31 protein-coding genes and 2 pseudogenes are annotated in these 26965 nt (G+C 43.7%); 14 read left to right on the top strand and 19 right to left on the bottom strand.

Annotated features, from left to right (window positions below; genetic code table 11):
• Window positions 1-9: 9 nt before the first annotated feature.
• From NEE14_RS06545 to NEE14_RS06520, 6 genes are read left to right on the top strand one after another with little or no spacing between them, the layout of a single operon-like run.
• Window positions 10-240 carry a hypothetical protein gene (locus NEE14_RS06545; RefSeq protein WP_122121518.1) on the top strand — a complete coding sequence of 77 codons (231 nt, stop codon included), beginning with the start codon at window positions 10-12 and terminating at the stop codon, window positions 238-240.
• Window positions 241-249: 9 nt separating this feature from the next.
• Window positions 250-846 carry a hypothetical protein gene (locus NEE14_RS06540; protein WP_251967058.1) on the top strand — a complete coding sequence of 199 codons (597 nt, stop codon included), beginning with the start codon at window positions 250-252 and terminating at the stop codon, window positions 844-846.
• Between the two features lie 11 nt (window positions 847-857).
• Window positions 858-1067 carry a hypothetical protein gene (locus NEE14_RS06535; RefSeq protein WP_005801761.1) on the top strand — a complete coding sequence of 70 codons (210 nt, stop codon included), beginning with the start codon at window positions 858-860 and terminating at the stop codon, window positions 1065-1067.
• Between the two features lie 11 nt (window positions 1068-1078).
• On the top strand, window positions 1079-2149 hold the full coding sequence (locus tag NEE14_RS06530) for an LPD29 domain-containing protein (RefSeq protein ID WP_251967059.1): 1071 nt from the start codon (window positions 1079-1081) through the stop codon (window positions 2147-2149).
• Window positions 2146-2478 carry a hypothetical protein gene (locus NEE14_RS06525; protein WP_251967060.1) on the top strand — a complete coding sequence of 111 codons (333 nt, stop codon included), beginning with the start codon at window positions 2146-2148 and terminating at the stop codon, window positions 2476-2478. The genes NEE14_RS06530 and NEE14_RS06525 overlap by 4 nt, the downstream gene beginning before the upstream one ends.
• Before the next feature lie 4 nt (window positions 2479-2482).
• Window positions 2483-3184: a hypothetical protein gene (locus tag NEE14_RS06520; protein ID WP_251967061.1), complete on the top strand. Its 702-nt coding sequence runs from the start codon at window positions 2483-2485 to the stop codon at window positions 3182-3184.
• Between the two features lie 715 nt (window positions 3185-3899).
• Here NEE14_RS06520 and NEE14_RS06515 read toward each other — a convergent pair.
• The 6 genes from NEE14_RS06515 to NEE14_RS06490 all read right to left on the bottom strand — a co-directional run bounded on the left by NEE14_RS06515 (window position 3900) and on the right by NEE14_RS06490 (window position 8747).
• A complete protein-coding gene (locus NEE14_RS06515; protein ID WP_251967062.1) occupies window positions 3900-4199 on the bottom strand; it encodes a hypothetical protein in 300 nt (99 codons plus the stop codon).
• Between the two features lie 276 nt (window positions 4200-4475).
• Window positions 4476-6608: an outer membrane beta-barrel family protein gene (locus tag NEE14_RS06510; protein ID WP_251967063.1), complete on the bottom strand. Its 2133-nt coding sequence runs from the start codon at window positions 6606-6608 to the stop codon at window positions 4476-4478.
• A 30-nt stretch (window positions 6609-6638) separates the two neighbouring features.
• Window positions 6639-7022 carry a hypothetical protein gene (locus tag NEE14_RS06505; RefSeq protein WP_251967064.1) on the bottom strand — a complete coding sequence of 128 codons (384 nt, stop codon included), beginning with the start codon at window positions 7020-7022 and terminating at the stop codon, window positions 6639-6641.
• Window positions 7019-7507 carry a hypothetical protein gene (locus tag NEE14_RS06500; protein WP_251967065.1) on the bottom strand — a complete coding sequence of 163 codons (489 nt, stop codon included), beginning with the start codon at window positions 7505-7507 and terminating at the stop codon, window positions 7019-7021. The genes NEE14_RS06505 and NEE14_RS06500 overlap by 4 nt, the downstream gene beginning before the upstream one ends.
• A complete protein-coding gene (locus tag NEE14_RS06495; protein ID WP_251967066.1) occupies window positions 7504-7983 on the bottom strand; it encodes an RNA polymerase sigma factor in 480 nt (159 codons plus the stop codon). The genes NEE14_RS06500 and NEE14_RS06495 overlap by 4 nt, the downstream gene beginning before the upstream one ends.
• Before the next feature lie 419 nt (window positions 7984-8402).
• On the bottom strand, window positions 8403-8747 hold the full coding sequence (locus tag NEE14_RS06490; RefSeq protein ID WP_251967067.1) for a hypothetical protein: 345 nt from the start codon (window positions 8745-8747) through the stop codon (window positions 8403-8405).
• A 333-nt stretch (window positions 8748-9080) separates the two neighbouring features.
• Here NEE14_RS06490 and NEE14_RS06485 point away from each other — a divergent pair, with 333 nt between their 5' ends.
• From NEE14_RS06485 to NEE14_RS06455, 7 genes and pseudogenes are all read left to right on the top strand, one after another.
• Window positions 9081-9371 carry a DUF4120 family protein gene (locus NEE14_RS06485; RefSeq protein ID WP_055300440.1) on the top strand — a complete coding sequence of 97 codons (291 nt, stop codon included), beginning with the start codon at window positions 9081-9083 and terminating at the stop codon, window positions 9369-9371.
• A 45-nt stretch (window positions 9372-9416) separates the two neighbouring features.
• Window positions 9417-10340, top strand: a complete 924-nt coding sequence (locus tag NEE14_RS06480; protein WP_251967068.1) for a DUF932 domain-containing protein — start codon at window positions 9417-9419, stop codon at window positions 10338-10340.
• A gap of 180 nt (window positions 10341-10520) precedes the next feature.
• Window positions 10521-11138: pseudogene (locus tag NEE14_RS06475) on the top strand (sugar O-acetyltransferase); the annotation flags it as partial.
• A 12-nt stretch (window positions 11139-11150) separates the two neighbouring features.
• Window positions 11151-11654 carry a GNAT family N-acetyltransferase gene (locus NEE14_RS06470; protein WP_251967159.1) on the top strand — a complete coding sequence of 168 codons (504 nt, stop codon included), beginning with the start codon at window positions 11151-11153 and terminating at the stop codon, window positions 11652-11654.
• Between the two features lie 27 nt (window positions 11655-11681).
• Window positions 11682-11996: a hypothetical protein gene (locus tag NEE14_RS06465; RefSeq protein ID WP_251967069.1), complete on the top strand. Its 315-nt coding sequence runs from the start codon at window positions 11682-11684 to the stop codon at window positions 11994-11996.
• A 194-nt stretch (window positions 11997-12190) separates the two neighbouring features.
• A pseudogene (locus NEE14_RS06460) lies at window positions 12191-12796 on the top strand (sugar O-acetyltransferase); the annotation flags it as partial.
• Window positions 12797-12844: 48 nt separating this feature from the next.
• Window positions 12845-13279 (top strand): GNAT family N-acetyltransferase, encoded by a 435-nt coding sequence (locus tag NEE14_RS06455; protein WP_251967160.1) that lies wholly within the window; start codon window positions 12845-12847, stop codon window positions 13277-13279.
• Window positions 13280-13476: 197 nt separating this feature from the next.
• Here the strand turns inward: NEE14_RS06455 and NEE14_RS06450 are convergent, their stop codons facing one another.
• Together NEE14_RS06450 and NEE14_RS06445 are read right to left on the bottom strand one after the other, a co-directional pair.
• On the bottom strand, window positions 13477-14148 hold the full coding sequence (locus NEE14_RS06450) for a response regulator transcription factor (protein ID WP_251967070.1): 672 nt from the start codon (window positions 14146-14148) through the stop codon (window positions 13477-13479).
• 38 nt (window positions 14149-14186) lie between these two features.
• Window positions 14187-15650 (bottom strand): sensor histidine kinase, encoded by a 1464-nt coding sequence (locus NEE14_RS06445; protein ID WP_251967071.1) that lies wholly within the window; start codon window positions 15648-15650, stop codon window positions 14187-14189.
• A 359-nt stretch (window positions 15651-16009) separates the two neighbouring features.
• Between NEE14_RS06445 and NEE14_RS06440 the strand changes: the two genes are divergently transcribed.
• Entirely contained in the window at window positions 16010-18340 is a 2331-nt protein-coding gene (locus tag NEE14_RS06440) for an outer membrane beta-barrel family protein (RefSeq protein WP_251967072.1), read from the top strand.
• An 80-nt stretch (window positions 18341-18420) separates the two neighbouring features.
• Here the strand turns inward: NEE14_RS06440 and NEE14_RS06435 are convergent, their stop codons facing one another.
• The 11 genes from NEE14_RS06435 to NEE14_RS06385 are packed head-to-tail and all read right to left on the bottom strand — an operon-like array spanning window position 18421 to window position 26946.
• Complete coding sequence (locus tag NEE14_RS06435; RefSeq protein ID WP_251967073.1) at window positions 18421-18933, bottom strand: lysozyme; 513 nt, start codon at window positions 18931-18933, stop codon at window positions 18421-18423.
• Window positions 18934-18946: 13 nt separating this feature from the next.
• Window positions 18947-19450: a DUF3872 domain-containing protein gene (locus tag NEE14_RS06430; RefSeq protein ID WP_422394684.1), complete on the bottom strand. Its 504-nt coding sequence runs from the start codon at window positions 19448-19450 to the stop codon at window positions 18947-18949.
• A 34-nt stretch (window positions 19451-19484) separates the two neighbouring features.
• Window positions 19485-20363: a toprim domain-containing protein gene (locus NEE14_RS06425; RefSeq protein WP_251967074.1), complete on the bottom strand. Its 879-nt coding sequence runs from the start codon at window positions 20361-20363 to the stop codon at window positions 19485-19487.
• 6 nt (window positions 20364-20369) lie between these two features.
• On the bottom strand, window positions 20370-20942 hold the full coding sequence (locus NEE14_RS06420) for a conjugal transfer protein TraO (RefSeq protein ID WP_251967075.1): 573 nt from the start codon (window positions 20940-20942) through the stop codon (window positions 20370-20372).
• A 2-nt stretch (window positions 20943-20944) separates the two neighbouring features.
• Window positions 20945-21916 (bottom strand): conjugative transposon protein TraN, encoded by a 972-nt coding sequence (gene traN, locus NEE14_RS06415; protein WP_132215647.1) that lies wholly within the window; start codon window positions 21914-21916, stop codon window positions 20945-20947.
• 20 nt (window positions 21917-21936) lie between these two features.
• Entirely contained in the window at window positions 21937-23229 is a 1293-nt protein-coding gene (traM, locus tag NEE14_RS06410) for a conjugative transposon protein TraM (RefSeq protein ID WP_251967076.1), read from the bottom strand.
• 16 nt (window positions 23230-23245) lie between these two features.
• Window positions 23246-23527: a TraL conjugative transposon family protein gene (locus tag NEE14_RS06405; RefSeq protein ID WP_251967077.1), complete on the bottom strand. Its 282-nt coding sequence runs from the start codon at window positions 23525-23527 to the stop codon at window positions 23246-23248.
• Window positions 23528-23540: 13 nt separating this feature from the next.
• Entirely contained in the window at window positions 23541-24164 is a 624-nt protein-coding gene (traK, locus tag NEE14_RS06400; protein WP_251967078.1) for a conjugative transposon protein TraK, read from the bottom strand.
• Window positions 24165-24197: 33 nt separating this feature from the next.
• On the bottom strand, window positions 24198-25202 hold the full coding sequence (traJ, locus tag NEE14_RS06395) for a conjugative transposon protein TraJ (protein ID WP_025279141.1): 1005 nt from the start codon (window positions 25200-25202) through the stop codon (window positions 24198-24200).
• Between the two features lie 18 nt (window positions 25203-25220).
• The gene (locus tag NEE14_RS06390; protein ID WP_151939916.1) at window positions 25221-25853 is read right to left on the bottom strand and encodes a DUF4141 domain-containing protein; all 633 of its coding nucleotides are present in this window, start codon (window positions 25851-25853) and stop codon (window positions 25221-25223) included.
• 43 nt (window positions 25854-25896) lie between these two features.
• The gene (locus NEE14_RS06385) at window positions 25897-26946 is read right to left on the bottom strand and encodes a hypothetical protein (protein WP_251967079.1); all 1050 of its coding nucleotides are present in this window, start codon (window positions 26944-26946) and stop codon (window positions 25897-25899) included.
• Window positions 26947-26965 lie beyond the last annotated feature (19 nt).

Here is a 26965-nt window from a genome sequence, read left to right as displayed (position 1 = left end):
AAAGACGATATGGCAACAAAAGTCAATATGGACAGACACGTCCGGGAAGGATGGACTGTCGGAGCGTTCATCAGAGAGCTGACCCCGCAGGTGGAAATGATCATGAGCGGGCAAAGCTGGAGGGAACCTTTCAGGAACAAACAGGAACTGGCGGACTGGTGCAGGGACAACCAGCCCTATTACAAGAAAAGGATTCCCGAAGTGAACAGCCATTTTGCAAGAATGTATAACCTCAAATAAATCGGAAGTATGAAATATCAAGCGGAAAATGCAGTGTCCAGCTTCTTCTACTACATGTGGAATGCTTGGAGTGAGGAAGAGTGCAGGACAGTCTTCAAGGAAATGTACCCACATTTTTGGGAAAAATGGAGTCTGATGACGGACAAGGGTGTATTCGGAGCCTCCGAACGGTTCTATGCGGAACTGACGGACCATTACCGGGAAAAACTGGTGGAACGGGCCGTCAGTCTCTATGACGGCAAGGCCAGACGCAAGCTCCCTGACGATTCAAGAATTCGGGTATGCAGCGACTGCGGTTCTGCAGAGATTGAGATACAGGCATGGGTGGACGTCAACACGAACGAATACCACAGTGACGTGGACGACGACATCTGGTGCTCCCGGTGCGCGGACAATGTGGAGACCTGCTCCAGACAATCCTTTCTTGAAAAGATGCAGGAATGGTGGAAGTCCAACAATACCGAAGCTCTTGAATACCTGACCGGACTCAAGGCGTCCGACTTCCCTTCAGACGATTCCGGGCAGACATTCGCCGAGGCCGCCGATGAGTGGTGGAACGGCAAAAGCTATGACGGGAAACGGGACATATACCTGACAAACAACTAAAGACAACGGATATGGCACGGAACATCATTGACCTGATCTGCAACTCATGCAGTTGCGGCAAGGAAGAGGCACAGGAATACCTGGACGACGAGATAAGGAACCTGCAGGAACTTCAGGAGGACAACGACCTGAGAAGCGAAGACTTCGAGATCGCGTGCAGCAACCTCGGACTCGACCAGGACTGGCAGATATATTTCATCAACCGTCTCGCGGGACTTTAACATCTACGATCATGACTTATTTTCAGAACATACACTCACTGGCGGACCTGAAGAAGGAATACCGCCGACTGGCAATGCTTCACCACCCCGACAAGGGTGGTGACACTGTCCTCATGCAAAAACTGAACACCGAGTTTGAGAAACTTTTCGAGATATGGAAAGACAGGCCTGGTGTCTCCTCTGCCGCTACAGGGTATGAACACGACTATCAGGATGCCACCGCAAGGGAATACACCGAGTACGTGTACAATGAATACCGCTGGAAAGGGCGTAACTATACCGGACAGTCCTCGCCGGAAATCACGGAACTGGTCAGGACATGGCTCAAGGAGACCTATCCGAGATACACCTTCTCGGTCCGCAGGGACGGATACAGCTCAATCCTTGTCCGGCTGATGAAAGCGGACTTCGAGGCTTTTACAAAAGAATCCGGCAAGGTACAGGGAGACATCAACCACTACAACATCCAGGCATCGGACAGTCTGACCGACCGGGCCAAGGAGGTGATGACAAACGTCAGGGATTTTGTGATGTCATACAATTTCGATGAAAGCGACCCTATGACGGACTATTTCCACACCAACTTCTACCTTACGCTCGGAATCGGCAGCTACAGACAGCCGTACCGGATGGAACTGCCGAAGATTACGGGAAAAGACAGTCCTGAAGTGTTCCGCCATCCCGAAGGATCGGCACACAAGGCAATGCGCCAGGCACTGGGCAAGGCCCGGTTCGGCTTCATCGAGAGCCGGAGACATATCGGAGAAATGATACTCGGAGAAGACTTTTACGGCTCACAGGGAGAACATTATTTCTGGCCCAAGGAATATTCGAGTGCGAAGACGGCACAGAAACGCATCGGGAAACTGGAGGCAGCCGGAATGCGCTGCGAACTGACAGGCTGCAACGGCGGATACATACGCCTGCTCGGATATACTCCGGAAACGGAAAGCAGTCTGGAACGGGAAAGGCAGGAATATACCACGGCATACCGGAAGTGGATGTCAGAACACGGCGTATCCTCAAATACGGGAAGCATACACCAGAACATTTCAAATCCAATCAGACAGATACAATTATGACAAACAGGGAAATCATCAGAGAACTGAAACGCCGCGGCTACAGCCGGGTGGACATTGATACGGACAGTAGAGCCGCAAAGACTTTCTATACCTACCATGGCGGGGTTCATATCAACGGTACGGAAAATCTGTCATTCCATATCGTACCGCCACAGGACAGTTTCGGACTGGGACGGTTTGCAATATGCGCTACCCGGAACGGGGAAAGCTCACAGCTGGGGACAGACCATGCCCCGTTCTTTTTCCGGCGGCTGCTTGCCTTCCTCAAAGGTGAGAGAAAAGAGAATGAGATAATAGATGAAATTTGTAACGACAGAAAAACTGAATAGAAATATGAAAACAAAAGTATTGAAATACAAGTTTGACGGCAATACTATCGTTGCCCCATACATGGAACTTGAACCGTATGCGGAGAATGTATTCATCTCGCTGGCAAGAAAAAACGAATATGGAAACGAAAGTGAAGACAGTTTCCATGTAATCTGCAAGATAGGTGATGTCCATTTTTCCTGCGGGCAGTATTCACGCAGAATTCTTGACAAGGAGGGGCACCGGGAAGAAGCGGCGACCTATTGCAGGAACTGGATTGAAAACACCCTGAAGGATGTGGAGGAAGGAAAAATCATCCCCCTCTTGTCTGTCCATGTATTCAATGCCCTCGGTCTTGACTCCACCCCTTTGGTACAGGCCCGTGAGGAATATGCAAAAAGGCAGGAAGAAAAGCGGCTGGAACGGAAAAGAAAAGAAGAGCTGGAAAGAAAGGAGAAAGAAGAGAGATGGCAACAACAGCTTGACGAGAACAAGCGGAAATTCCTGAGCGGTGAGAAAATAACGGCAGAAATGTTTCTTGAAATCACCGGAAGGGACGGCTTTGACATCCATATCAGAACCAAAGGGACATTCAACCGACATGTGACGGCAATCGACAGGAACGGGACGGTAAGTTTCAGGAAATACAAAGGCCGCCGTACTCCTGACTTCACCGGGTGCCATAAGGCTGTGGCAGACTATCTTGCTTTTCTTGCCGGAAAGTGAAAGATACTTGCGAACTGAATCATTTCCCACATTCTAAAATGTATCAGAATGTGGAAAGTCTCTTTCCGACATCAAGCGAAATATTTATTACATGACGGAAATACAGCTAATTCAAATAAAGCCGAACTCATGGAAGCATCAGAATTGTTTCCGTGATATAGCCAATGTTCAGAAAATACTTTATTTAAACTTAATCTTCTTATTCTCTTTTCCAAAGAACCATAAGATAGATATATATGTAAAATAAATCAGGACAGATATTCCCATATAGATAAACGAACGGTAAGGAAATAATTTCATATAAGAACCCCATAGTAGAATAGGTATGATTACAGGAATTACTGCCAAATATTTCCTTTTCGTGAATTGTACTATTAGCATTCCTATCAATAAAGTCAGGAACATAACTATTACACTTAATCGCAAAAGGATTCCTATTGAAATATCCATGTGGACAATAGGCCTGTATATATTGACCAGACTGATACAAAAGCAATACACTATGCAGAATATTATACTTAGTATGACAGGTATATATTTTTTCATACCACTATTCATTTATAAAGGTTTCAATAGCCATTACTCCTCAAAATATTAAAGAGAATGCATAACCTACTTATCCGTTTTTGACTGTAAAATACGACGTAAACCATAACAGTATTCTGGCGTGCGTTAGTTTAGCAGCAATTGCTTTCGTCCAGATAGACATCCAGTTTCAAAAGCACAAATCCTCTTTGTGAATGACATCTCCATAATTGTTTATGAAAATTGCCACTTCATCATCTTCTTGCCACTCCCATATATACGACAGTCTGTACTTTACTGTATGATCTTTAATGTATAGCTTTTCTATGCTGCCGTCTGTTCCTGATACCTTCCCCAGATATTTGCTCTCTTGTAAGCTTTGAAAAACAATTGTCGAATGAAGTTCCCGATATAGCCATCCAAACAATACAAAAACCACTATAATGGCTATGATTATCATTCCTTTATGTCGTCTCAATCTTGCAGTCATTGTTATATTTTTTGTTTTGTTAGTAAAAACCTTTCAGGAGAAATTCAACCGTTTGTTATCTACCATTATTTCGTCCGTTTAATATGTTTTTGAAGAAAACCGATCAAAAAATTGGCATACATCCTAAAATAAATCCAATGAATCCCCACAAATAACTAACTATATTTCAATAAATTCAAAGAGCTATTTAGCCACTTTAAACTTTAATAGGAAAGTAATGATTCTGAAAGTGAATACACTTATTTTACATTTTTCTTATTTGTTGATATTATTATGTCAATATGTTCTATTCGATTCTCTTTCTTTTGTATCTCTAAATACATTGTTTACCTTATTTCTACCAAAGTTATAGGAAATTCGGAAGGAAAAGAATCTAGCATGAACATCATTGCGTGTTTGAACACTATAACCCTTATAATGAGCAATGGATCTTGTTATATTCCATCTGAAAGGATCTGAAATAGATGCGGTAAGTGTAAGACGATTGTTTAGTAAAGTATATCTTATATTACAGTTTAATAATGACATTGCTTTATATTGTTGCATTCTTTCATGGTAAGGTAGATAGTGATTGAACCTGATATCCAATACCAAATTTTTTTGCCGATTAAGAATAAATGATGTACTTAAATCAATTTTCCCACTCCAACTAGTATCATCTGTTTCTTTATAATCTTTTAGCTTTGATTTTGTATAAATACAGAATACCTCACCACCTAGATTAATATTCCACCATCCAAATAACGAACGGTAATAGGATGCATATAATCCTGTTTTATTGCTATTGATATGATTTTCTGGGATGGTGTACTGGGAGCCATCGGTATTGAATCGGGTAATATAACCTATAGCATCATTATTATATGAATTATACAATACCGCATACACACCCTTAAAACTGTAATTTATTTCAGCATTATGAGCAAGACTTGGTTTTAAATCAGGATTGCCAGATACATAGTCACTCGTTGTAGTATAGTATTTATAAGGATTCAAGTCATTAAAGTTTGGTCTAGTGATTCCCATTGAATAGGAAAGAGATAAACGCCCCATATTTTTACTATTCCAACTGAAGTTGAATGTCGGGAATAAATAATTGTAGCTATTTCTGTTACTATCCATTTTAATACGCTGATAGCCTTTAGTACGGGTAGATTCATAACGAAGTCCTAACTTTCCAAAAAATGACTCAGAAAAATTTTTCTCAAAACTCACATAAGCAGCAGCAGTATTTTCATCATAGTCGAATGCATTAGTTTGTTGTGGGTCAAGTACCCATGAATTGTCTTCAAGATAGTGAATGTCCAAAGCAGTCTTATTCCCGATGCTTGTAATAGCTAAACCTGTTTCCATACGGAATGTCTGAAAAGGAAGGGTAGCATCCAATTTCATTGAATGAATATGATATTTGTTGTCACCTGTGTTAGTTAATCTTGTTTCTACATTGCTTTCAGACGTTGTTACATCTGAAAAATTTTTTACTCTCTTATTAAAATAATTATATGTAAGGCTAAGCATCTTACCCTTCGTATCAAGCTCCCAATCGGAAAAGGCAGTGATTGTTAATGCATTATTTGGGCGAGAAGGAGAATAGTTTGAAGATATCGATACAGCTTCATGGTCTGTAGTAATATCATTAAGGCTACTATTCAGTCTACTGGTATAATAATTAAGTATAATACCAGCATTAAGATTATCCGTAAACTTGTATTTAAGCAGGCCATTTGTCCCGAAAATCCGATTTGTATAGTTTGTAGAGCGTTTTGATATTTTCGTGTATTCAGGGAAAGTATAAAATCGATCTAAATCATTGATGCCTTTTGAATCATTCCAATTTACGTCTGCCGATAATTCTATTTTTCGGGTTGTATGTGAGATATTTCCTCCTAGTTGATAACTGAAGAATTCACGAATGTTACCGTTAGCCCATACATTTCCTTTTGTGCCTAATGATTCATTACGTGAAGTAATGCTAATATAAGCAACATTATTATCAGTGGAATACTTCGCTGGTGGTGTTGTTAATACCTCTATTTTTTCAATTCCACTAGCTTGTAAATTTTTAAGACGCATTACCATGGATTCGTCAGATATTTCCATCAGGTGTCCGTCTATGATGTAGCGTACGGAACTTTTTCCTGCTACTGTTACCAAATCATTTACAACTGAAACTCTTGGTATGCGATCCAGAACTTCAATACCATTCATCCCTTTAGCAAATCTATCATTCTTGGTTAAATATATAATTCTGTCGGGAGCCTGTTTAACTACAGTACGTGATGCCACAACGACAACTTCATTTAATTCAAGTTCCCGTTCCCAGTTGATTGCTGTTGAATCAGAGACATTCTGAGCTAATAAATTAATAGCAAAGAATAACCCTCCAATTGTTATAATCATTGGTTTCATAAATAGCTTTACTTTATATCTAATAGTTAATTATTCAAAAGCTTTTTCTTTTCCTTGGATAAAGAAAAAAGCGCCACCTGATTTGTCACGTTGCAGACCTATATAGATAGTCTCGCCATTGTTGACTATTTGAATGGAAGTGTATCGTCCATCTTCTGCTTGGTAGTCTGAATATTCTTTTGAACGATGTTTATCCTTTTCCATAATTTTGACTATATCATTGATTATTTTTTGATTGTTCTTAACTGTAATTCCGCGATAGTAATTGCCATTATTTTTATAAATGGAAATAGTGACGCTTTTGTTGTTATTATACCTTCCATCAAATAGGCATTCCACATTAAGCTTAGGAGGTTTAGCGTAAGCTGTTAAACCTACAATAGCGAAAAAGAAAATTAATAAGAAACGTTTCATTTTTGTTGATTTATATGATTTGTAAATATTCTGACCTTATCCTGTTCTATAGATTTTTGTTTTTCAACATATTGAATGAATGATGCAACTTTAACTATTTCTGCTTTTGCCATATTACGAGCTGTTTCTTCATTTACGGGCTTACCTTCCACATAGCCAATATAATAGCTGTCATCTCTTGGAGTAGAATAATTTTTTAATAGAAATATTCCAACAATAATTCCTAAACTTGCAGCTACTCCTAATGTCCAACAAGTAAATCTCCGGTAGACGGTTCGTCTTATATATTGTGATTTTTTCTCAAATTTTATCTGACGAGATATACCCATAAGTTTTCTAGTCTCATTGATAAGTTCTGAACTGAATGATGTACTTAACAATAAATACTCTAGCTCAGATTCTTCCAACACTGATAGTTTACATTCATTGTATAGCTGACATAAAGTCTCTATATCTTTTATGCTTAATTCATTAATCTGTTTCATCTTTCAATTTTTTTATAGGTCTCACGTATTTTTTTTCGAGCACGGCTCATATTCATTCTCACAGCTTCAACTGTTAAAGATAACTCCTTGGCTATTTGTTCGTAATCATATCCATCGTGGATAATGAGATTGAATATCTGCTGTTGTAAAGGAGTTAATCCTTTTTGTAACAGTTTCTCATAAGTTTTAATATCATCGACTTCCATTTCGTATTGTAATGCATCTGGAACTATAATATCGTCTAATGCTTGCAATTTTTTCTTTCTTAATTTATCTATACATACATTTCGTAACACACAAATAAGTTTATTTTTTGCTTCTTCTGAATTCGACACAGATGATTTTAATTTAATCCTAAGCCATGTGTCTTGAAGTACGTCTTTAGCATCCTCATCGTTCTGCAAATATCTTAAAGCGATGTGGTGTAATTTTTCACGCAAATCAATGAATGATGATGTTAATATATCTGGCTTCATATTATATAATACGAATTAAAGTCTAAAACGTAACAAATAAATTAATTATATAAAATGAAACTATCTAGTTTCATATAATACAATACGAATTAAAGTCTAAAACGTAACAGATTATTTTTATATTCGATAATATATGCATCAAATTTAGTATTTAATTTTAAGTAGTCATTAGTGTCCCGATTTTAACGGTACACTAATGTTATTCAACAAAGGTATATAGCACGTTTATAATCAACAAGAAACTATTTCTTTGTTTTTCAATCTTGTAGTTATCGTCCGAATACAGGAAATACAAAACAAACGAGAGGGAAGTTTACATACTATCCGTAAACTTCCCTCTCGTTTTCCTGAACCTGCGGCGAAAGAATTGGTTTGAAGAGCAATCATGCCCTCCAAATACTTTGTCCGAATAATCCCTGTTACAACTTTCTGTTCAGTACCATAGCCAGCGGGAACATATACTGATTGTAAACCTTGAGCTTCTTCAGATCCAGCACATACCCTGCATAGGGGTTGGTACAATCCGAATAGAAAAACACGTCGGTAAAACCCGCATGTTCCTTTATGATTTCCCCTTCCAAGGAAATCTCGTCCACATCAAAATCCTCCAAAGGCAATTCCTCAAGACGGGCATGTTCCTTATTGCCCAACACATTGAGGTTACGGTTGAACAGCACGTATCCTCCTTTACGGTAATCCACACGCATACCATACGGACGCTCCACAAGGAAAGCATCCGCAGCTTTCTTTATATAATCTTCCATGATTTTCAAATTAGGATTTGCAAAAGTACACCATTCCTCCGGCAATGACGAACAAATCAGAGAGAATATCACCATAACATGTACGGAAAACTACAGCATATACCCCTTGTATATTTTATTTCCCTCCCTGCAAAGGTAGTCCCGTGTCCAATGTACCCGGACAAGGTCAGGCCCCTGCGGGGTTGGCTGAAAGAAAATCATCCTCGCCGATGGCTGCGGTATTTTCTTTCGCCAAACCTTGCGGGTACGGCCACGGGACAGTCAGGCAGGCGAGAAATAAAAAATACCGGCTCCCGGAGCCGGACGTGTTTAACAGATAAAATACAATGAGTCATGAAAATCCTGAATGAAGAACATTTCCAGAATGTAAAACGCTATGCCGAATCCATCGGTGACACCTCACTCCAGAACTGTCTGGACCGACTGAAGAGCTGGGAAGACAATCCCGATCATCCAAGCGAGATTTCGCTCTACTATGACCATGCTCCCTATTCGTTCGGTTTCACACAACGCTATCCCGACGGAAGCATCGGCATTGTAGGCGGTCTGCTCTATCACGGCATACCGGACCGCTCTTTCGCCGTAACGCTGCAACCGTTCCACGGATGGCAGATACATACCTGAAAAATGACAGACAATCATAGTATTAACTTTATAAAATTCAAGATTATGGAAGCATTGGCAGTATTGGAAAAGCAACAGCAGTTTGATTTTCAGAACAACGGAATCGAAGTAATGAACCTTGAAACTCTCCAGCGTACCTACAAGGAGAATGATATCTACGGCAAGCCTGTCCAGGGCATCTATCACTATCAGGTCCTGCAGCGTATGATGGGCATTTGCGAGAAGTATAATCTCGATTACGAGGTAGAGGAAATCTTCGCGGCCCAGAATAGGAACAAGACACAGCCGGGGGTGAGCATTCTCCCGCAGGTGGAACAGACACACGGTGAAAAGGCAGTGGAAGCCCACATCCTCCGACGCATCTTCGCGACTATCCGAATCAAGGACTGGGAAACGGACGAGCTGACAACTACGCTGGTCGTCGCCTACCATCAGGATGGCATACAGGCGGCCATAGGCCCATGCGTGAAGATATGCCATAACCAGTGTATCCTCTCGCCGGAAAGGAGCATCTGCAACTATGGAAAGAACAAGGTGACAACGGAAGGTGTATTCGAGACGGTGGACGGATGGCTTGCCAATTTCGAAGTGAACATGAACGAGGACATTGCACGCATTCAGCGGCTGAAACGCAGAATCGTCTCACTGGAAGAAGTGTATATGTATATCGGTCTACTGACAGCGTTGCGTGTCTCCCATGACAGTTCGGACAGGAACCTGTCATCCTCGGTTGAAACCTACCCGTTGAACCAGAGCCAGATTTCCATCTTCACGGAAGAGGTGCTGAAACTGGTCCGCGAAAAGGGACAGGTTACTGCTTGGGACTTGTATAATGTAGCAACTGAGATATATAAGCCTGGCAGAACGGATTTCCCGGCACTGATTCCGCAGAACGGAGCCATGGCGGAACTCCTGCTTTCCCGTCTGCCATCAGAGGTGGAAATACAGGATGCCATTCTGGTAAGTTAACTCTAACTAATCGCAACTGCTATTTGGAAAAACAAGATGTAAGTAAGGGAGAACCTGACGGATATAGCCGAAAGGTTTTCCCTATTTTATTTAATCTATGATTCAGAAGAACAAAAAGGTTAATCCAATACAGTGAATTTGTGGATTATGCGTATCTTTAGGGGCATAATAAAGAAAAGCATGGAGAAAGAACACAGTCAACATCATACAAGCAATTACGACCGATTCATGTCCGGAGAATATTGCAACAGTCTGAACCCGGAGGTACTTGAAATGATTTCGAATACCAAAGCCTGTCTTGCCAGACTTGACAGCCCGGACTTGGAAGATTCTGAGAGAAGCGGTATTTTAAGAAATATGCTCGGGAGCATAGGTCTGCGGTCGTCAGTAGGACGTAATTTCTTATGCCAGTGCGGAAAGCATATTTTCATTGGGGATAAGTCTGTCATCAATGACAACTGTACAATGATGGACGAGAATCATATCCGTATAGGGAATCAGGTTCTGATAGCCCCCAATGTACAGTTCTATACGGCTACACATCCGATAGACTACAACGAAAGATTCGTCGAGAACTGGGATGAAAATTCGGGCGAACTATTTTTCCGTACACGGTCTCTTCCTATTACCGTAGAGGACAATGTGTGGATTGGTGGCGGCAGTATAATTCTTGCCGGCATAACAATAGGAACAGGAAGTGTGATTGGTGCCGGAAGTGTCGTGACAAAATCAATCCCGGCAAACTGTGTAGCTGTCGGGAATCCGTGCAGGGTAATCCGATACCTGAAGTCTGACAATAAAATCCAAGCAATTAAATCATTCAAACTACGAACTTGGACCAGAGCGGACATACCGGCACTGGCAAAATACTTGAACAATAAAAAAATTTGGGACAATTGCCGTGATGCTCTTCCTTATCCCTATACGGAAAAGGATGCAGAGCAATTCATAAGTTTTGTTGAAGGACAAAGCGAACAGAACAATTACTGCATTGAGATAAATCACGAAGCAGTAGGAAATATCAGCTTCATCAGAGGTACGGACGTTGAGCGGTATAACGCAGAACTGGGATATTGGCTTGCAGAGCCATATTGGAACCAGGGCATCATGTCCGAAGCTATCAAGCAGGCCGTGGAAGATTATCTAAGCCATTCCGATACGGTGCGGATCCATGCCCATGTTTACGAAAACAACCCGGCATCGATGAAGGTTCTCGAAAAAGCCGGTTTCCATAAGTGCGGCATCCTCAGAAAAGCCTGCTTCAAGAACAGCCGCTTTGTCGATCTCCATTGTTATGAATTACTGAAGCTATAATATAACTACACAAATAGATTCTCTCAAATGAAAACGATGTATTATATTATCCCAATAGTTTTCGTCATTCTTTGTTCATGTGGCACTACATCCCGCATGACCTATAACAATGGCTATATTCTTGATTCAGAAGGTAAAGTTTTAGGGAATTACGCCAATGGACATATATTCGATACACAACGGAATATAAAAGGGTATTATGCCAATGGTTATATCTACGACAAATCCTACAAGATCAAAGGAAAATATAATAATGGATTCGTAAAAATGAACTATGCCTCTGATTCCATTAAATGGAATGAAAGCTATGGCAACACAAAATATAGCGGCAGTCCCAAATAAGACATATTTACGATCCGGAACTGACAGTTCATCAAATGAAGAAGATGGGACTACTGAAGAATATGAACACAAGCAAAGAGTAAGCCTGTGAACCGGTCACGATCCTTCTATGTCTTGTTCTGATCACAATCTGCTTCATTGCAGCCATCAATTTATTCTACAAGAAAAGCTACAGATTGCAATAGAGAAATTATATGGGAAAAGAACTGACTCAACATCATACAAGCAATTACGACCGATTCATGTTCGGAGAATATTGCAACGGTCTGGACCCGGAGGTACTTGAAATGATTTCAAATACCAAAGCCTGTCTTGCCAGACTTGATAGTTCGGGATTGGAAGATTCAGAGAGAACCGATATTCTAAGGAATATGCTTGGAAGCATAGGCCAGCGATCGACAGTAGGACGTAATTTCTTATGCCAGTGCGGAAAGCATATTTTCATTGGGGATAAGTCTGTCATCAATGACAACTGCACAATGATGGACGAGAATCATATCTGTATAGGAAATCAGGTTCTGATTGCCCCGAATGTACAGTTTTATACTGCTACACATCCGATAGACTGCAACGAAAGATTTGTAGAGAATTGGGATGAAAATTCGGGTGAACTCTTTTTCCGTACACGGTCTCTTTCGATTACCGTAGAGGACAATGTGTGGATTGGTGGCGGCAGTATAATTCTTGCCGGTATAACAATAGGAACAGGAAGTGTGATCGGTGCCGGAAGTATTGTGACAAAATCAATCCCGGCAAACTGTGTAGCTGTCGGGAATCCATGTAAGGTGATTCGATACCTGAAAACTGACTATAAAATCCGGACACTTGATGAAAAGGATATTCCACAGATGAAGGACTTGTTCCGCATGACCGTGTTAAATGTGAATGCGAGGGATTATACCGAAGAAGAAGTGAAAGACTGGGCATCATGCGGAGACAGTGAGATACGGTGGAGGGAGCTCCTTGCCGGGAACCGATATGTCGGGGCATTCAATGAATGTAATGTTCTGGTCGGCTTTTCTTCAATGAACAAAGACGGCTATCTGAATTCCATGTTCGTGCATAAGGATTTTCAACATAGAGGTATAGCGACGCAACTTCTCTCGGAGGTTGAACGAATTGCCGGGCAATACGGAGTTAGATACATTACGTGTGAAGTCAGTTTGACCGCCAGAACATTCTTTGAAAAAAAAGGATACGAAATTGTCAAAATACAGAAGTACAAGGCGAACAGATTGGAACTGACCAATTTCGTAATGCGTAAGGTGTTGAATTGTGGATAAGCAAAATTGAATATGGAGACATTCAAACTGAGAGCCTGGATCAAAGCAGACAGCCCGCAGAGGTGGAAATACAGAATGTAGTTCTGGTAAGTTAACTCAAACTAATTGCAACTGCTATTTAGAAAAACAAGATGTAGGTAAAGGAGAACCTGATGGTGATATGCTATCGGATTCTCCCTTGTTATAATTTGTATATATTAATTAACCATTAAAATATATCCCTTCTTCTTTAATGATACAATAGAAATAGAGTTGTCATCCTTCAATATGTGACGCAGATAAGTGATCTGAACATTAAGAGCCAATGAATTCTCTATACTATCATCTCCCCATATTTTTTTTAGAATCTCCTTACGATCTACAGTTGAACCAAGATGCTCTGCCAAAAGGGACAATATCTCAGTTTGCCGCAAAGAAAGAGAGACTGTGTGGTTATTATACGTTACGTTAGACAAATTCCTATTAAACAAAGTGTTGCCTATGATAAAGTTTTGTGGAACTTCGTGTTTTCTATTCTCGAAACGCTCCTTGATTCTTGCTATTAACTCTTCCGGATAAAATGGTTTAGGAATATAATCGTTCCCTTTGAGGCTGAACCCTTTCAATCTATCATCCCGTTCTGTACGATCCGTTAGAAAAAACAGAAGCACTTCGTCGTCTGTTTTTCTTATCATTTTTGCCAACTCAAATCCGTTCATTCCAGGCATGTTGATATCAAGAAGAACCAAGTCGGGATGATCAGAATTAAAAAGTTCCCAACCCATGTTCCCATTACTGGCATACGTTACATTATATCCTTCTACCTCTAAGAATCTTTTTAGAAGCATTGAGCTCTTAAGGTCATCATCCACTAATAATATCTTTATCATATAAAATGTATTTATACCATTGTTATTTAATGCAGTTCTTAAATAAATTCATCTTGCGGCAACGTAATCGTAAATTCAGCGCCTTTTCCTTCCTCGCTGTTTACCGACACCTTCCCATCATGAGCCTTGACAAGCAGTTCAACGTATGCCAAACCTAAGCCCATGCCAGGTATATGATTATCTATAACTTCTCGACTCCTATAAAATTTGTCAAAGATAAATTTTTGGTCATATTTAGATATGCCGCAACCATTATCTTTTATAGATATAGTTACACTTCCTTTTTTACTTTGCCCATAAGAAATCTTAATTAATCCATTCTCCGCGGAATATTTTACAGCGTTCTCTAACAAGTTGCTGATAATATTAGTGATATGCATTCTATCAGCATACAAAACAATATCACGTTCAGAGATTATTTTAATCTCTATTTTCTTGGTTCCTGGTATATTTAGTTTTTTAACACAATCATTGATAACTTCACCCAAGCTGAATGAGGACTTGTTTAAGGGTATTTCGGTAATGTCATCGAATGTAAGATCTCGTAGCTTCGAAAAATAGGAAGAAAGGTTATCCAATTCGTTGTACGAGTCGGATATGACCTCAGCTCTGCTTTGGCTGTCTGCCATCAGTATGTCGTTACGCATGAATGATACACACATTTTCAAAGTATATATTGGTCGCTTTAATTCATGCACCATGGTTTGAATGAAATCTTTTCTCAGGACCTCTATCTTACGCTGACTACGTATGGTTTTAATTTGAAAGACAAGACATGAAATCAACATAATTGAAATAAACAAAGAGAGCACCATTGTTCCAGACATTCTTTTCATTATAGGTGACATTCCTATGTCAAAATTCATCCGGACAACTTCTCCTTCAAATATGTCGTACGGGTAAATGACTGTCATATTAGGTTTTAAAATGTTCAAGTGAGAAAACTGCTTTGGTTTCCATACCATTGAATCCATTTTTTCGGTAGTAATACTGGTTGTTTTCAACCCGTACTTCTTTAATAAATCTTCCAGCCTCTTAATAGAAAATGGACATATTTCATCCACTTGAAAACGCTCCAACCCTACATAGGCTTCCCGTTCATTCTCACAATTCCTGATTGAGAACTCATATTTCTTGATTCCTTCAGGTTTGTATTTTTCGTATAAATTTAATATCCTGTCTGAATATGTAGAGTCCTTGTCTCCATATTTGGAGCCATCTATCACATATACGTCAAAGAACAAGTTTATAGTATATTGCATTTTAGTATTATCGACTTTTATAGACGATTCTGTAACAAAATCAATATTCTTTCTTTCGCCTGAAATGCGCCTATTTTCAAAATCTTCCTGCATAATACCCAATATACTTTGATATAACTCTTCGTTATAATTCTGCCAGATATAATCATAGCGGGTATAAAGCCACCAGCATTGTGTTATACAGAATACGATGATGGCTATAATAGTACAAACATGCAATATCTTTATTTTCTTTTCCATATTACAAAATTATGCTTTTGATAATTATTCAGGAAATATTTCACTGCCTAAAGAACATGGAGTAATAATTTAGTAATAATTGCCAATGATTGAGTAATATAAATTTAGAGGCGTAACGTCAAGCCCTTTCTATCTTTGCCATAGATTCAAATAAAGAAAGAATATGAAGAATAAAGTTATTTATCATACAGCTGATATAAAATGCATCAGTGGTACTTTATAATACTATTGTTCACATTCTACAAAAACATATTGATTTTTAACCGAAACGTCAGAAACCAACTTAGGACATCGGCTAATCATCAACAAGTTCGAATTTTGCAATTGATATTTTTTATTAATAACATAACTTTATCATTATGAGATCTTTATTTACAGGCTTATTTTTATTTTTTTATTGCTTTTGTTTTGCTCAAAAGCATACAGTAAAATTTTATTTGAAAGATGAAGCAGCACAACCTGTCGAAAATGCAGTATGTAAATTTATAAAAGATTCAAAGACAATTGAATCCATCTCCTATACAGATAGTTTAGGCTTTTCATCGACTGAAGTTCAAAAAGGTGATTATCTGTTGTCCATTTCCATGTTCGGACATATATTATATGAAGCTCCAGTTGAAATAGCACAAGATACCGATTTAGGAACGGTAACAGTAAGGTCTCAGGCTCTTCTTTTGGATAATGTTACCATTACAGCTAAAAGGAAAAGTTACAAGGAGCATGATGGGAAATTGGTGTTTGATGTCCGGTCTTTACCAATTACGGAGAATGTCACAGCAGTTGATGCTTTAGCCTATACCCCTTTAGTCACACTTACCTCTTCAGGGGTAGAGGTAGCGGGCAACACTGGAGAGATTAGAGTAAATGGAATTAAACAGGAAAAAGGTTCATCATTGTTGTCTTACCTTAACGCTGTACCACTAAGCGAAATAGAACGTATTGAAGTGCACCAGGGAAGAACGGCTGATATGGATGCCTCAATAGAAGGAGGCTATGTGAATATTGTTATGAAAAATCCATCAGGTTTTACTGGAGCAATCCAAGCCACATTCGGTTTTAATGGAGTTGAAGGTAATGACCGACCATTATTTTCAGAGAATCTTAATGTAAGCACTATTTATGGAAAAGGAGGACTGTCGCTTTTTGCTAATGTTGCTATAGGTCAAGCCGAACCAAAAGGTTTAAAATCAATAACTACATCTCAAATCGAACAGTTGTACCAAGAACAAAAACAGGAAAGTCATACATCCAATATAAGGAGACAGAATATAGATGCAAGTTATGGCTTGAACTATACCAAGGGCAAACATGGGTTTGGTATAGAAGGATCTCTTTATGGTAATCTGAACAGCAAGAGTCAAAGAGAAATAGCTATCCAAACAGCATTAAAAGATGTTCTAACTACTTCGCAAGTGGAAATTAATGAAGTGCCAAAAGTCTTTTCTCACTCTTTGACAGCCAATTACTTTTTTACTCCTCAGAAAGGGAAGAACAAATTGCACTGGTTGGCAAATTTTATTACAAACAATGATGAAACCCAACAGGATTATTTCCTTTATCAACCTACATCATCCCAGCATCAGGAATATATAGGCAACAAAGCGAACTCTACCATGTTTTATACACAGTTATCATATTCTCACCAAATAATTAAACCTTTCAGCATCAATGTGGGTACAAAATATGCTACAACCCATCGAAAGAACACGAATATTTTTGAAATTAAGGATCAATATAAAAATGAAGACTTTTACAAGTATCGAGAGAATATTACATCCGCTTATGGCAATGCCCAGTTGTCCTTGGATAAATGGTTTATGACTGTAGGGCTAAGAATGGAATATACGGATTTAAAGTCTTACAATACTGATATTCAACAAAGGTATATAGATTGGTTTCCGTCTGCAGTTGTATCATATAAAGCAAACGAAAAGGTGTCTATCCGCCTTAATTACTCCAGAAGTGTGTTTCGCCCACCATTTGCTCTTTTGAATAACTATTCCATTAAAACATCTGAGCAGGTATTCTCTGTTGGAAATCCATTATTAAAGGCGCAAAAAACAGATAATATAGGACTGAGTTTTATCTTCGGAAGACATATTCTAAACTTTGGATGGGCCTACACTCCATCGCCTATCACAAACTATATATACAGCGTTCAAGATACATTGTATATGACTAATATAAATGGAGGAAAGCAAACGACTTTTGATGTGAGCCACAGTTTTGGAGGAAAATTATTTCCGTTTTGGCACCTCTCCTCTAATATTGGATTGCAATATATATATCTTCCGGAAAGCTCTTACAAGCAAAGAATTTTACAAGGTTATGCTTCTTTGCGTAATACATTTTCAATCGGCAAGGCAATTAACATCAGCTTGAATGGGAACTATGCCTCTCCTTGGATTATGAATGACAGAAAAGTTGAAGACAGATTTAACATAGATGCATCTATACGCTACTCTATTCCTAAGTACAATTTAAGTTTTATTCTCTCTGGGAAAAATCTTGTTGCAAGAAGACGCACTTCTTCTGTAACGAGTAATAAATATGTTCTATACCAAAGTTGGTCTGAGACAGCTCCTTGTTCGGTTACATTCGGAATAAGTTGGAACTTCTCTGGCGGTAAAAAGAAAGATGTAGAATATAATGCTCCTCAGGACTACAATATGGATAAATATCGATTATAAAAGAATATTCTCCAAATTATTTCAAATTAAATTAAAGGGAGAACCAATCGGCTCGATACCGAAAGATTCTCCCTTCTTTTTTATTCTTCAAAAAGCAGCAGATATTCCACCTTCCTCCTTCGCTCGATACTTGGAACTACCTTGCCTTTGTAACATCGGAAAGAGACATACTCCTTATAAATATTCCGGTTCCCGGCCTCCAGCTTCTTGACAAGACTACTCTTGGGTATTTTCTTGCTACCTAAAAGCCTGTACGGACCGACATTATAGGCAAGTGTGGCCAGCAGCAGAGAGTCCTTTCCGAATTGCCTGAACATGGCGCAGAACTTACGTAAATCCTTCCTGAGAAGTTCATCAGCCTGTTGCCTTGTCATGGTATGGGCAGAATATCTTTCCCCCGGTTGCAGGCAATGCCCCCAACCTACATAGGGGTAATGCCGGGAAGAATGCCAGCCCTCGAACCGCTTGATGCATTCGACAGCAAGACTGAACCTGTCCTGTTTCTCCCTTACCGGATTCTCCGCCCGCAACGGTATGCTCCCGAAGCAGGCGATGGCGAAAAACGCCGCAAACAATTTTGCTCTTATTCCCATAGGCAGGTCAGGTTCATTGTGACACGATGACGACAGGCTGTTCCTTGCCGCCAGAGGTAACCACGGTATCCTCATCCTCCGCCTCATTGTTGAAATCGAAGGTCAGCTGGAAAAGCTGTGCCGGCTCGCTGTTGTCCTCAAAATAAATGTCAATGCTCTGCTGGTCCTCACACTCGGAGGTGTAATAAAGGCGGAACACTTCCCTGTCCAGGGGATAACGGTCGTTGGGCAGCAGCACCATCCCGTCGTCCATGCGCAGCTTGCCTTCACCGTCCGGCTGGAAACAGCGGATGGTATAGCGGGCATCAGAGAACCGTCCTTCCCGTTTCAGTTCACAGCGGATTTCCACGGTCTCGCCTTTCATGATACGCTTGGGAACCGGCATCGTCTCCACCTTAAAAGGATAGGACTGCTGCACGTCAAGGTCATCGCTGCACGAGGTCAACATACTGAAGGTCATGCCCATCAGGGCGCATACAAGGGCAAACAGCCCTTTCTTGTTCATAATCGGTTTCATATTCATTTCTTGTTTTAACGGTTTATAAAAAAAATTACTGTTCAGGCGGAAAATTGCTTTCCAGATATTCGTTCAGGTCCTTGCATCCGGCATACAGGTCGGAACAGTCGTCAATCCTGTCACCGTAGCGTTTCCGAAGGACGGCCAGTGTCCTTTTTCCGGCATCGTCATTGTCCATGTAGCACCGGATCTTCCCGTAATGGTCCAGATAAGGGAACGAGCGTTCAAGCAAGGCCACCGAATTGAGGACCAGATAGTCCTCACCGCGGCTGATGCCGAGTACCTTCCACGAAAGGAAATCGATGAAACCCTCAAACAGGTTGCAGGTAAGCGAGCCATTGCGGATAACCGAAATATCCTTGGGCGGCAGACACCATTTCATGAACCTGCTCCGTAGCTCATAGCCTCCGCTCATATTCCTGAAGCCTACGGCAAAATACCGCTTGCCGTACAGCCGGAACCGTACTTCCTCGCACTCTGCACGGGCAATTTCGGCAGGAATGCCGCGTCCTTTCAGATAACCGAGCAGGACATTGCAGTACAAGGGACTCCGTACCACTTCCTCAAAGCGGGAAGCCTCTTTCCGCTTTTCTGCCCTGATACCTTTATTCCCTTTTTTCTGTCCGGCATATTCAGGTATTGTGCCTCCATATACTCCGGCGATGAACCTCGCCTGAGCCATGAAGCCGTCACATCCCGAAAGTTCTCCCGCAAGGGTGAAGATGTCGCCTCCATGCCCGGTACCGAAGTCGTGCCATACACCCTTGCGGGTGTTCACATGGAACGAAGGTGTCCTTTCCTCACGGCACGGGGAGAGATACCAGCATTCGTCGCCGTGCCGTCTGACCGGCTCCTGTCCCAGACGGGACAGGAATTCCTCAATGGGAATGCCTCTGATCATCTCTATATCCATAGGCGTCTAATTGATGATGAAACGGACTCCAAGCCCGAACTGTGTCGTGAACTTTCCCAGAGAACTTCCCCAAAGCACACGTTCACGCACATGGGCAAGCAGCACGATACGGTCCGTCACATAGCTTTCCAGCTCCAGCGTCAGGGCTCCGCCATAGACGAAGGCATCCCGGTGGGAAAGCATGGAACCGTCATACAGAACCTTTTCTCCCCAGTTCAGTGTCTCATATCCCACCAGGGCGGAACCGCCGACAGAAAGGAAGAATATCTTCGCCGGATCGGACAGGAACTTCAGGTAATAACCGCCCTCGGCCGTAAACTGGGCCCGTGGAACGGAAGTCCCGCGATAGCCGTAATTCTTCAGCAGGTATTCCACGCCAGCCACCCAATGGTTGGCCCTTTTCGTATAGCCCGACACGGCAAACCCCGTGTACCAGTCAATCGGAGATTGCAGGCTTCCGGCAAAGCCACCCCTGAGTTCCACGCCCTTCATTCCGGGAAGGTAACGCTGGGCGTATGCCTGCCCCGATGACAGGGCAAGCGATACGCATACGGCAAAAAGAAACAGATACTTCTTCATGGTCATTTCACTTTAAGTTCATTGATCACCCTCGCTCTCACAATGTCCTCACTCTCCACGGTGAAGGTCTGATGACGGCCTCCGCTCTTCTCGTGCATCTCCACCACCAGCATCTTGTCGGCGGGAATGGTGAACTTGTCAAAGACAAAGACGGTACGCTCGTCCTTCTTTCCGGCAACAGCCGTGGCATAGTTGTAGGCACGCAGCGGAAATATCACCTGCTCCTGGATGGCCGTGCGCTTGAGGACCTTCTTGTCCACGATCTTGAACGTCACGAAATCCACCTCATAAGGCACGTTCGACGTGTTCTTCACCTGGGTATGGAAATAGAGCAGCCCGTTGTGAGTATAGAGCCCGCGCAGCAGGTACTGGATGCCGAACGCCTTGCTTCCGATATGCTTGATATGGCGTCTGTTATCCTTGTGGATGGCCTTGGCAATAAGGTGTACCAGCTTGGGCGACTCGCTGCCGAGTTCCTTCAGGTAGATGTCGAGGGCATTGTTCGGGCGGTTCACCTCGCTGCCGTCATGGATGAAATCGGCCATCTCAATGTTGAGCAGCAGGGGCTCGTCGGCATACTTGACATTGAAGGTGTAGAAACTTCCGCTTTCGGTAATCACCGACATGTTGGTCTCCTCACGGAAGTTCTTTCTGGTAGCCTTGACCCTGATTACATTCTCTGAACCGTCCGCCTTGCCCGCAATCAGATTCGGAGAACCGAGATCCACATAACGGACAGCCGAGGGAAAGATGATATGGGTCGTCTTGTCATACGTCACTTCCAGCCCGTATGGCGGAATCATCCGGTCAAAGGTGAGCTTTCTGGACAGCCCGTGATAGAGGTCGCCGTCCTCCTGCTGAGGATAGATATCCGCCTTCAGGGTCAAATCATTTACGGCCGTGGTATCAGCCGACTGTGCATGTGCACTTGCAACGCCGCCTGCGAGAGCAAGCATCAAAAGAATCTTTTTCATGTCTTTACTGTTTTAATGGGTTATTGATTGTTGTTCTGATAAAGCATCAGTTCGTAGCCTGATTTGAGATGCACCTTCTCCTCGCGCATCTTCTTGGAAATGTACTGCGACACGCCCTGTATGGCCCCCCGTCCAAGCTCGGAGAGAAGCTGGTCGCCTGCCGACTGGTTGGTGATGGAGATGGTCGTGCCGAGATTCTGTCCCATGTTGGCGGCCACTTCCCTTACCGCATTCGCCTCCGTCGAACCGGGAATGAATATCCCGTCCTGTCCGTCACTGTCCAGCACGGTCAGTTCCACGGGAATGACATTGCCGTCATATTCGACCTGAAGGATTTCAATGCAAAGCCGCTCGCCCTGGATACGTCCCTCACCGGTCAGCAGGGTATTGCGGGGAAGCACATATCTTCCCACACGCATGGCCTCCAGCAGCCTGAGACGCACGCTTTGTCCGCTGATGACAGTCTGGTCGCCATGCACGCAGGCACGTATGGTATTCTTCGTCCTTTGTGTCCCGGCACTGCCCACAGCCGTATGGAAGCCGGCATCCGCACCGGAAAGCAGTCTCGCGAACTGCACCGAATCGGCAAGAGGCTGAGGAAGGGACGACACGACCGGAGAGGAAACCAACCCGACGGGAACGGCTTTCGCCTTCCTCTCCCTTGAGGGGTTTTCCGTCTCCTGACTCTCCGCTGTTCCCGTGCTGCCGCCCGAAGGCATATATTTGGCGGCAAGCTCATAGGACTTCTCCAGCAGAGCCACCTGCTCCTCGTAGCTCGGTCCGGCCGTCTGCGTTGCGGCAGCCTGGCGGAGCTGTTCCACCTCTGCTTTCAGCGCCTCCTTTTCCGGGTCTTCCTCCGGACTCTCGTAAAAGCTGCCAAGCGTGGCGTTGATGTCGTTGTAGGCCGAGGCGGAAGAGGCGAAGACTCCCGTCCTGCCGTTTCCTACGGAACGGTACGCACGGCTTTCATTTTCACTTCCAATTTCCTGTGCCGGTTCTGTTTCCGGGACATTCTCCTGTCTGTGTCCATCGGCCAGGGCGGAGAAGTCGGCCAGCGTACGCTTCTTCTCCTCCTGCCGGCGAACCATGTCCGCCTGCTCATAGGCTGCCATCTTGTCCGCCTCGATACCCGTACCCCTCGGGTCGGGAAGTTCGGCATTGAAGCCCGTCTTCCTTTCCGCCTCCTGCCTGTCTTTCTCGGACGGAGCGAAAATCAGCCACATACACCCGAGGAACAGCAGGAACATACCGGTGAAAACCAGATATTTCCTGATTTTCTGCTTCTGTTTCAATTTTTCTGCATCCGTACTCATAACCTTACCTGTTGAACTAGTTAAAAAACTCTTCCATCTCACGGATTTTCACATCGGAAAGGGTATCCGCCGGCACAAAGTCGGGAACCTCAAGCGGAGTAATCCTGATGACGTCCTGCCGGGCGTCCTCCCGCCCGATGTCATAAACCGCCCGGAAAATCATGTAGAAATTGACCAGCGCGAAAAGGGAAGCCATCACGATGACGGCGATTGCCCTCTGACGGGGTGTGAGCCTGTCACAAAGGCCGCGCAGCCTGCCCCCGATAAAATCCTTGATTTTTACATACATCTTTCTCATACATACCTTGTTTTTATCTGTCATACATTCTGATATCCCTGTTCTCCAGCACGCGGAACCCTTCCAGGATGAACCCGTGCGGATTGTTGTCACTGCGGGTGGAGTTCCGCAGCCTGCCATGCGTGACAAGGCTGCGTTCCGTCACGCTCTTCTCACGGATGATGAAAAGACGTGCGTATGTCATGACATCATACGGATAGGTGTTGAAGTCGCACTTCACGCTGTCTATCTCGATACGCTGGCTGACATTGCCCGAAATGATTCTATTGTAGTAACCCTGTTCGGCCAGATCACCATAATGGGAATAGGCGGAACGGTCGCTCAGGAACATGGCACGCTGCACGTTCCCCTCGATGGCACTCTTGTCGGGTGCCAGCGTGAAGAACAGCTCGTGGAAGCGTCTGACATGCTCCCTTGCCTCTACGGGGCGGTTCTGCTCCAGGTCCTGCGAGAGGGCGAGCATGAGCGACTTTCCTTCGTCCAGCACATAGATTTTCTGGCGCTGGGCTTCGGCAAAGCTGTACGCCTTCCACACGGAATAGCCCACAAGCAGGGTGCAGACGCCCAGATAGACGATTCCGAACAGGCGCAGATGCCGGAAGCTGGTCTCGATATTGTTCAGTGATTTGAATTCCATTGTCTTTCAGTTTTTTTGATTGTCATTACTTGATTACTTGAACAGTCTTCCGGTCACGTTGCCCACGGCGGCACCGGTGGCGCCTCCCACGATGGACCCGGCCTTGGAAGCCGTCTGGTTCACGTTCTTTCCGTAGTTTCCGGCACCTCCTCCGGCCTGCACGATCCAGTTCGCCACGGTCGGGATGGTGAAATACCCGATGATGCCGATGATAAGGAACGTGATATACACGGCATTGGAACTGTCCGGAATGAAGTTGGGGTCAGACAGCTGCTCGATGTCCTTCTGAAGCATCAGAGTCTGTATGCGGGCCAGCACACTGCTGAAAAGGTCAGAGACGGGCAACCACAGATAGATGCTGATATAGCGGACAAACCACTGGCTGAGCGAAGCCTGGAAACCGTCCCAGCACGAAATGGCAAAGGAGATGGGCCCGAGTATGGAAAGGACAATCAGGAAGAAGGTCCTGAGCGTATCCACCACCAGTGCGGCGGCATTGAACATCAGTTCCAGCAGCTCGCGGAAAAAGTTCTGCACCGCCTTCTTCATGTTGTACATGGCACGGTCCACGTACATGCCGCACGCCTCGATGGCGTCCAGGGCTCCCAACTCGTCCAGCTTGTTGTCAAAAGCCTCCTTGTCCACCAGGTAGGCCGTCTCGGGATTCCTCCGCATCGCCTCAATCTCCAGCTTGTCCTTCTGCTCCCGGTACTCGTTCATGTCGAAAGTCTGCGTCTCCAGAATCTTGTGCGTTCCGGTCACGACGGGTGACAGGATGCTGTTGAGCGTACCCAGCACAATGGTCGGGAAAAACATGATGCAGATACCCAGAGCAAACGGGCGCAGCAGGGGGAACACGTCAATGGGTTCGGCCCTGGCCAGCGACTGCCAGACACGGTACGCCACATAAAAGAGGGCTCCCAATCCGGCAAGGCCCTTGGCCACGCCGGTCATCTGCGAACAGAGCGGCATCATGTCCGTGTACAGACTTTGCAGAATCTGGTGCAGATTGTCAAAATTCACAGCCAACAATACCATAAGCAATCCTCCTTGAAATTACCAGTAGCGTTCGTTGGGTGAACCGTACAGGGCCATCACGCGGTCAAGGTCATTCTGCTTCTTGGCTCGCAGGTACGACACGCCGATGTTCTTGTTGGTATAGTACTGCACCAGACTGCGGTATTGCAGCATGTCGGTATAGCAGCGGTCGATGATGTCCATACGTTCCTTGTCGTTCATCGAAAGCCCGTTCTCATTGACCACCGTCTTCAGGTCTGTCAGCAGATTGGCACTTTCCTCCAGCAGCTTCGTGTAGCCAAGGGCGATGGCACTCAGTTCCTCAGGGGTGAAATAAGGGTCACTGAGCATACGCTCATAACTGGTCACATAGATTTCCGTGATGTCACCGACCATCAGGATGGTCTGCTGCACCTTGCGGGCATCGCGTACCAGATTCTTGACCTTCCTAAGGCCGTCATAATACTCCTTGCCCTGCTTGTAAATCTTGACCGTCTCCTGAAAATTGTTGAGCATGTTGCTGGCCGTCGAGGACGTGTGGACAATATTCTTGGCGGCGTTGATGATGCCCTGGGCAAGATTCCCGGGGTCGGTCACTACCCATTGGGCGTGTGCCTTGCCTGCCGAAAGAAGGCAGATACAGCATAAGGCTGTCATAATTCTTTTTTTCATGTCGTTAATCTTTAATGGTTGATAAATCTTTTTTTCCGTAAGTTCAAAGTCCCATCTTTCGCCCTTTGGACGGCGGGTTACGGAGGATAGGCTTGTGTACCGATCTCGGACGGTCTGCCTCTGCCAGTTTTTCTTTCCCGTGTCTGAGGGAGGCGAAGAATTCGTCAGCATACGGTCTGCGGCTGGTAACCCGGACTAACCTGTCATCCAGTTCTTTGTAGGCTTTCTGTGCCTGACGGGATTGTTCTTCCGGGGCTGCGGTCTTGTCAATACCGTATTTGATCAGAAAATCCGGTTGCACATTGATAAGATCGTTTGAAGCATCCGGTGACACGGCGATACGCCCCAATTTGTCAAGCTCCCGGTCAAGTCTCTCAAGATAGAAGTCCGGCAGACGGACTCCGGGGATATTCTCGACCGCCTTTTCAGCCGCCGCACACATCTCGGCTTCTATACGGGGAATGTTCATCCTGACATCAGGCTCAATGCAGCAGTCATCCCTGTCCATCAGATAGCTTTCGAGCCATTCATAGGTACTGCATTTGTCCTCAATGCCATAGCGCAGCTTGACGTAGGTCGATGGAAGCATGCTGTATGAGGCGAGTTCGCATAGTTCAGATACATCCCGGCTCTTTCTCTGGAAGTCCAATATTCCTATTGCGGATATTACTTCACTATGTGGCGGGCGTTCAATTCTATTCATCGGATATTTCGTACATCCCCAATCACGCATAACGGTGTACATTGCGAACAAGCCATGCACTGATGTGGCTTCCGATGGTGGGATATCCGTCAGTTGAGAGCCGTGTTTCGCCATAAATGGAGTATCCGTCAATACATCCATCATATTTACGGATTCCTTTTTCATCGTTGATATGGGAGAATCGAAGGGTTCGGATTTCGCTATCAGCAGGGCGATCTGTTCAATAGCTTTTTCCGAATGACTGTACTCCCTGATAAGCTTTGCAAGTTCCCCGTGATTGTACACACCGGCAAGAAGTTTGGCTTTTTGAGCAATCTCCTGCAATTCCCGGTAGTCCGGTTCCCGGAGACGACCGACAATCCGATGTCTTATCCATTCGGTAAATTTCATGTCTTTCTTGATTTTTGAA

It is taken from the genome of Parabacteroides sp. AD58, from assembly GCF_023744375.2.
Classification (GTDB): Bacteria; Bacteroidota; Bacteroidia; order Bacteroidales; family Tannerellaceae; genus Parabacteroides; species Parabacteroides absconsus.
Note: the sequence above shows the minus strand (reverse complement) of the source record. Positions and strands in the feature narration are given on the sequence as shown.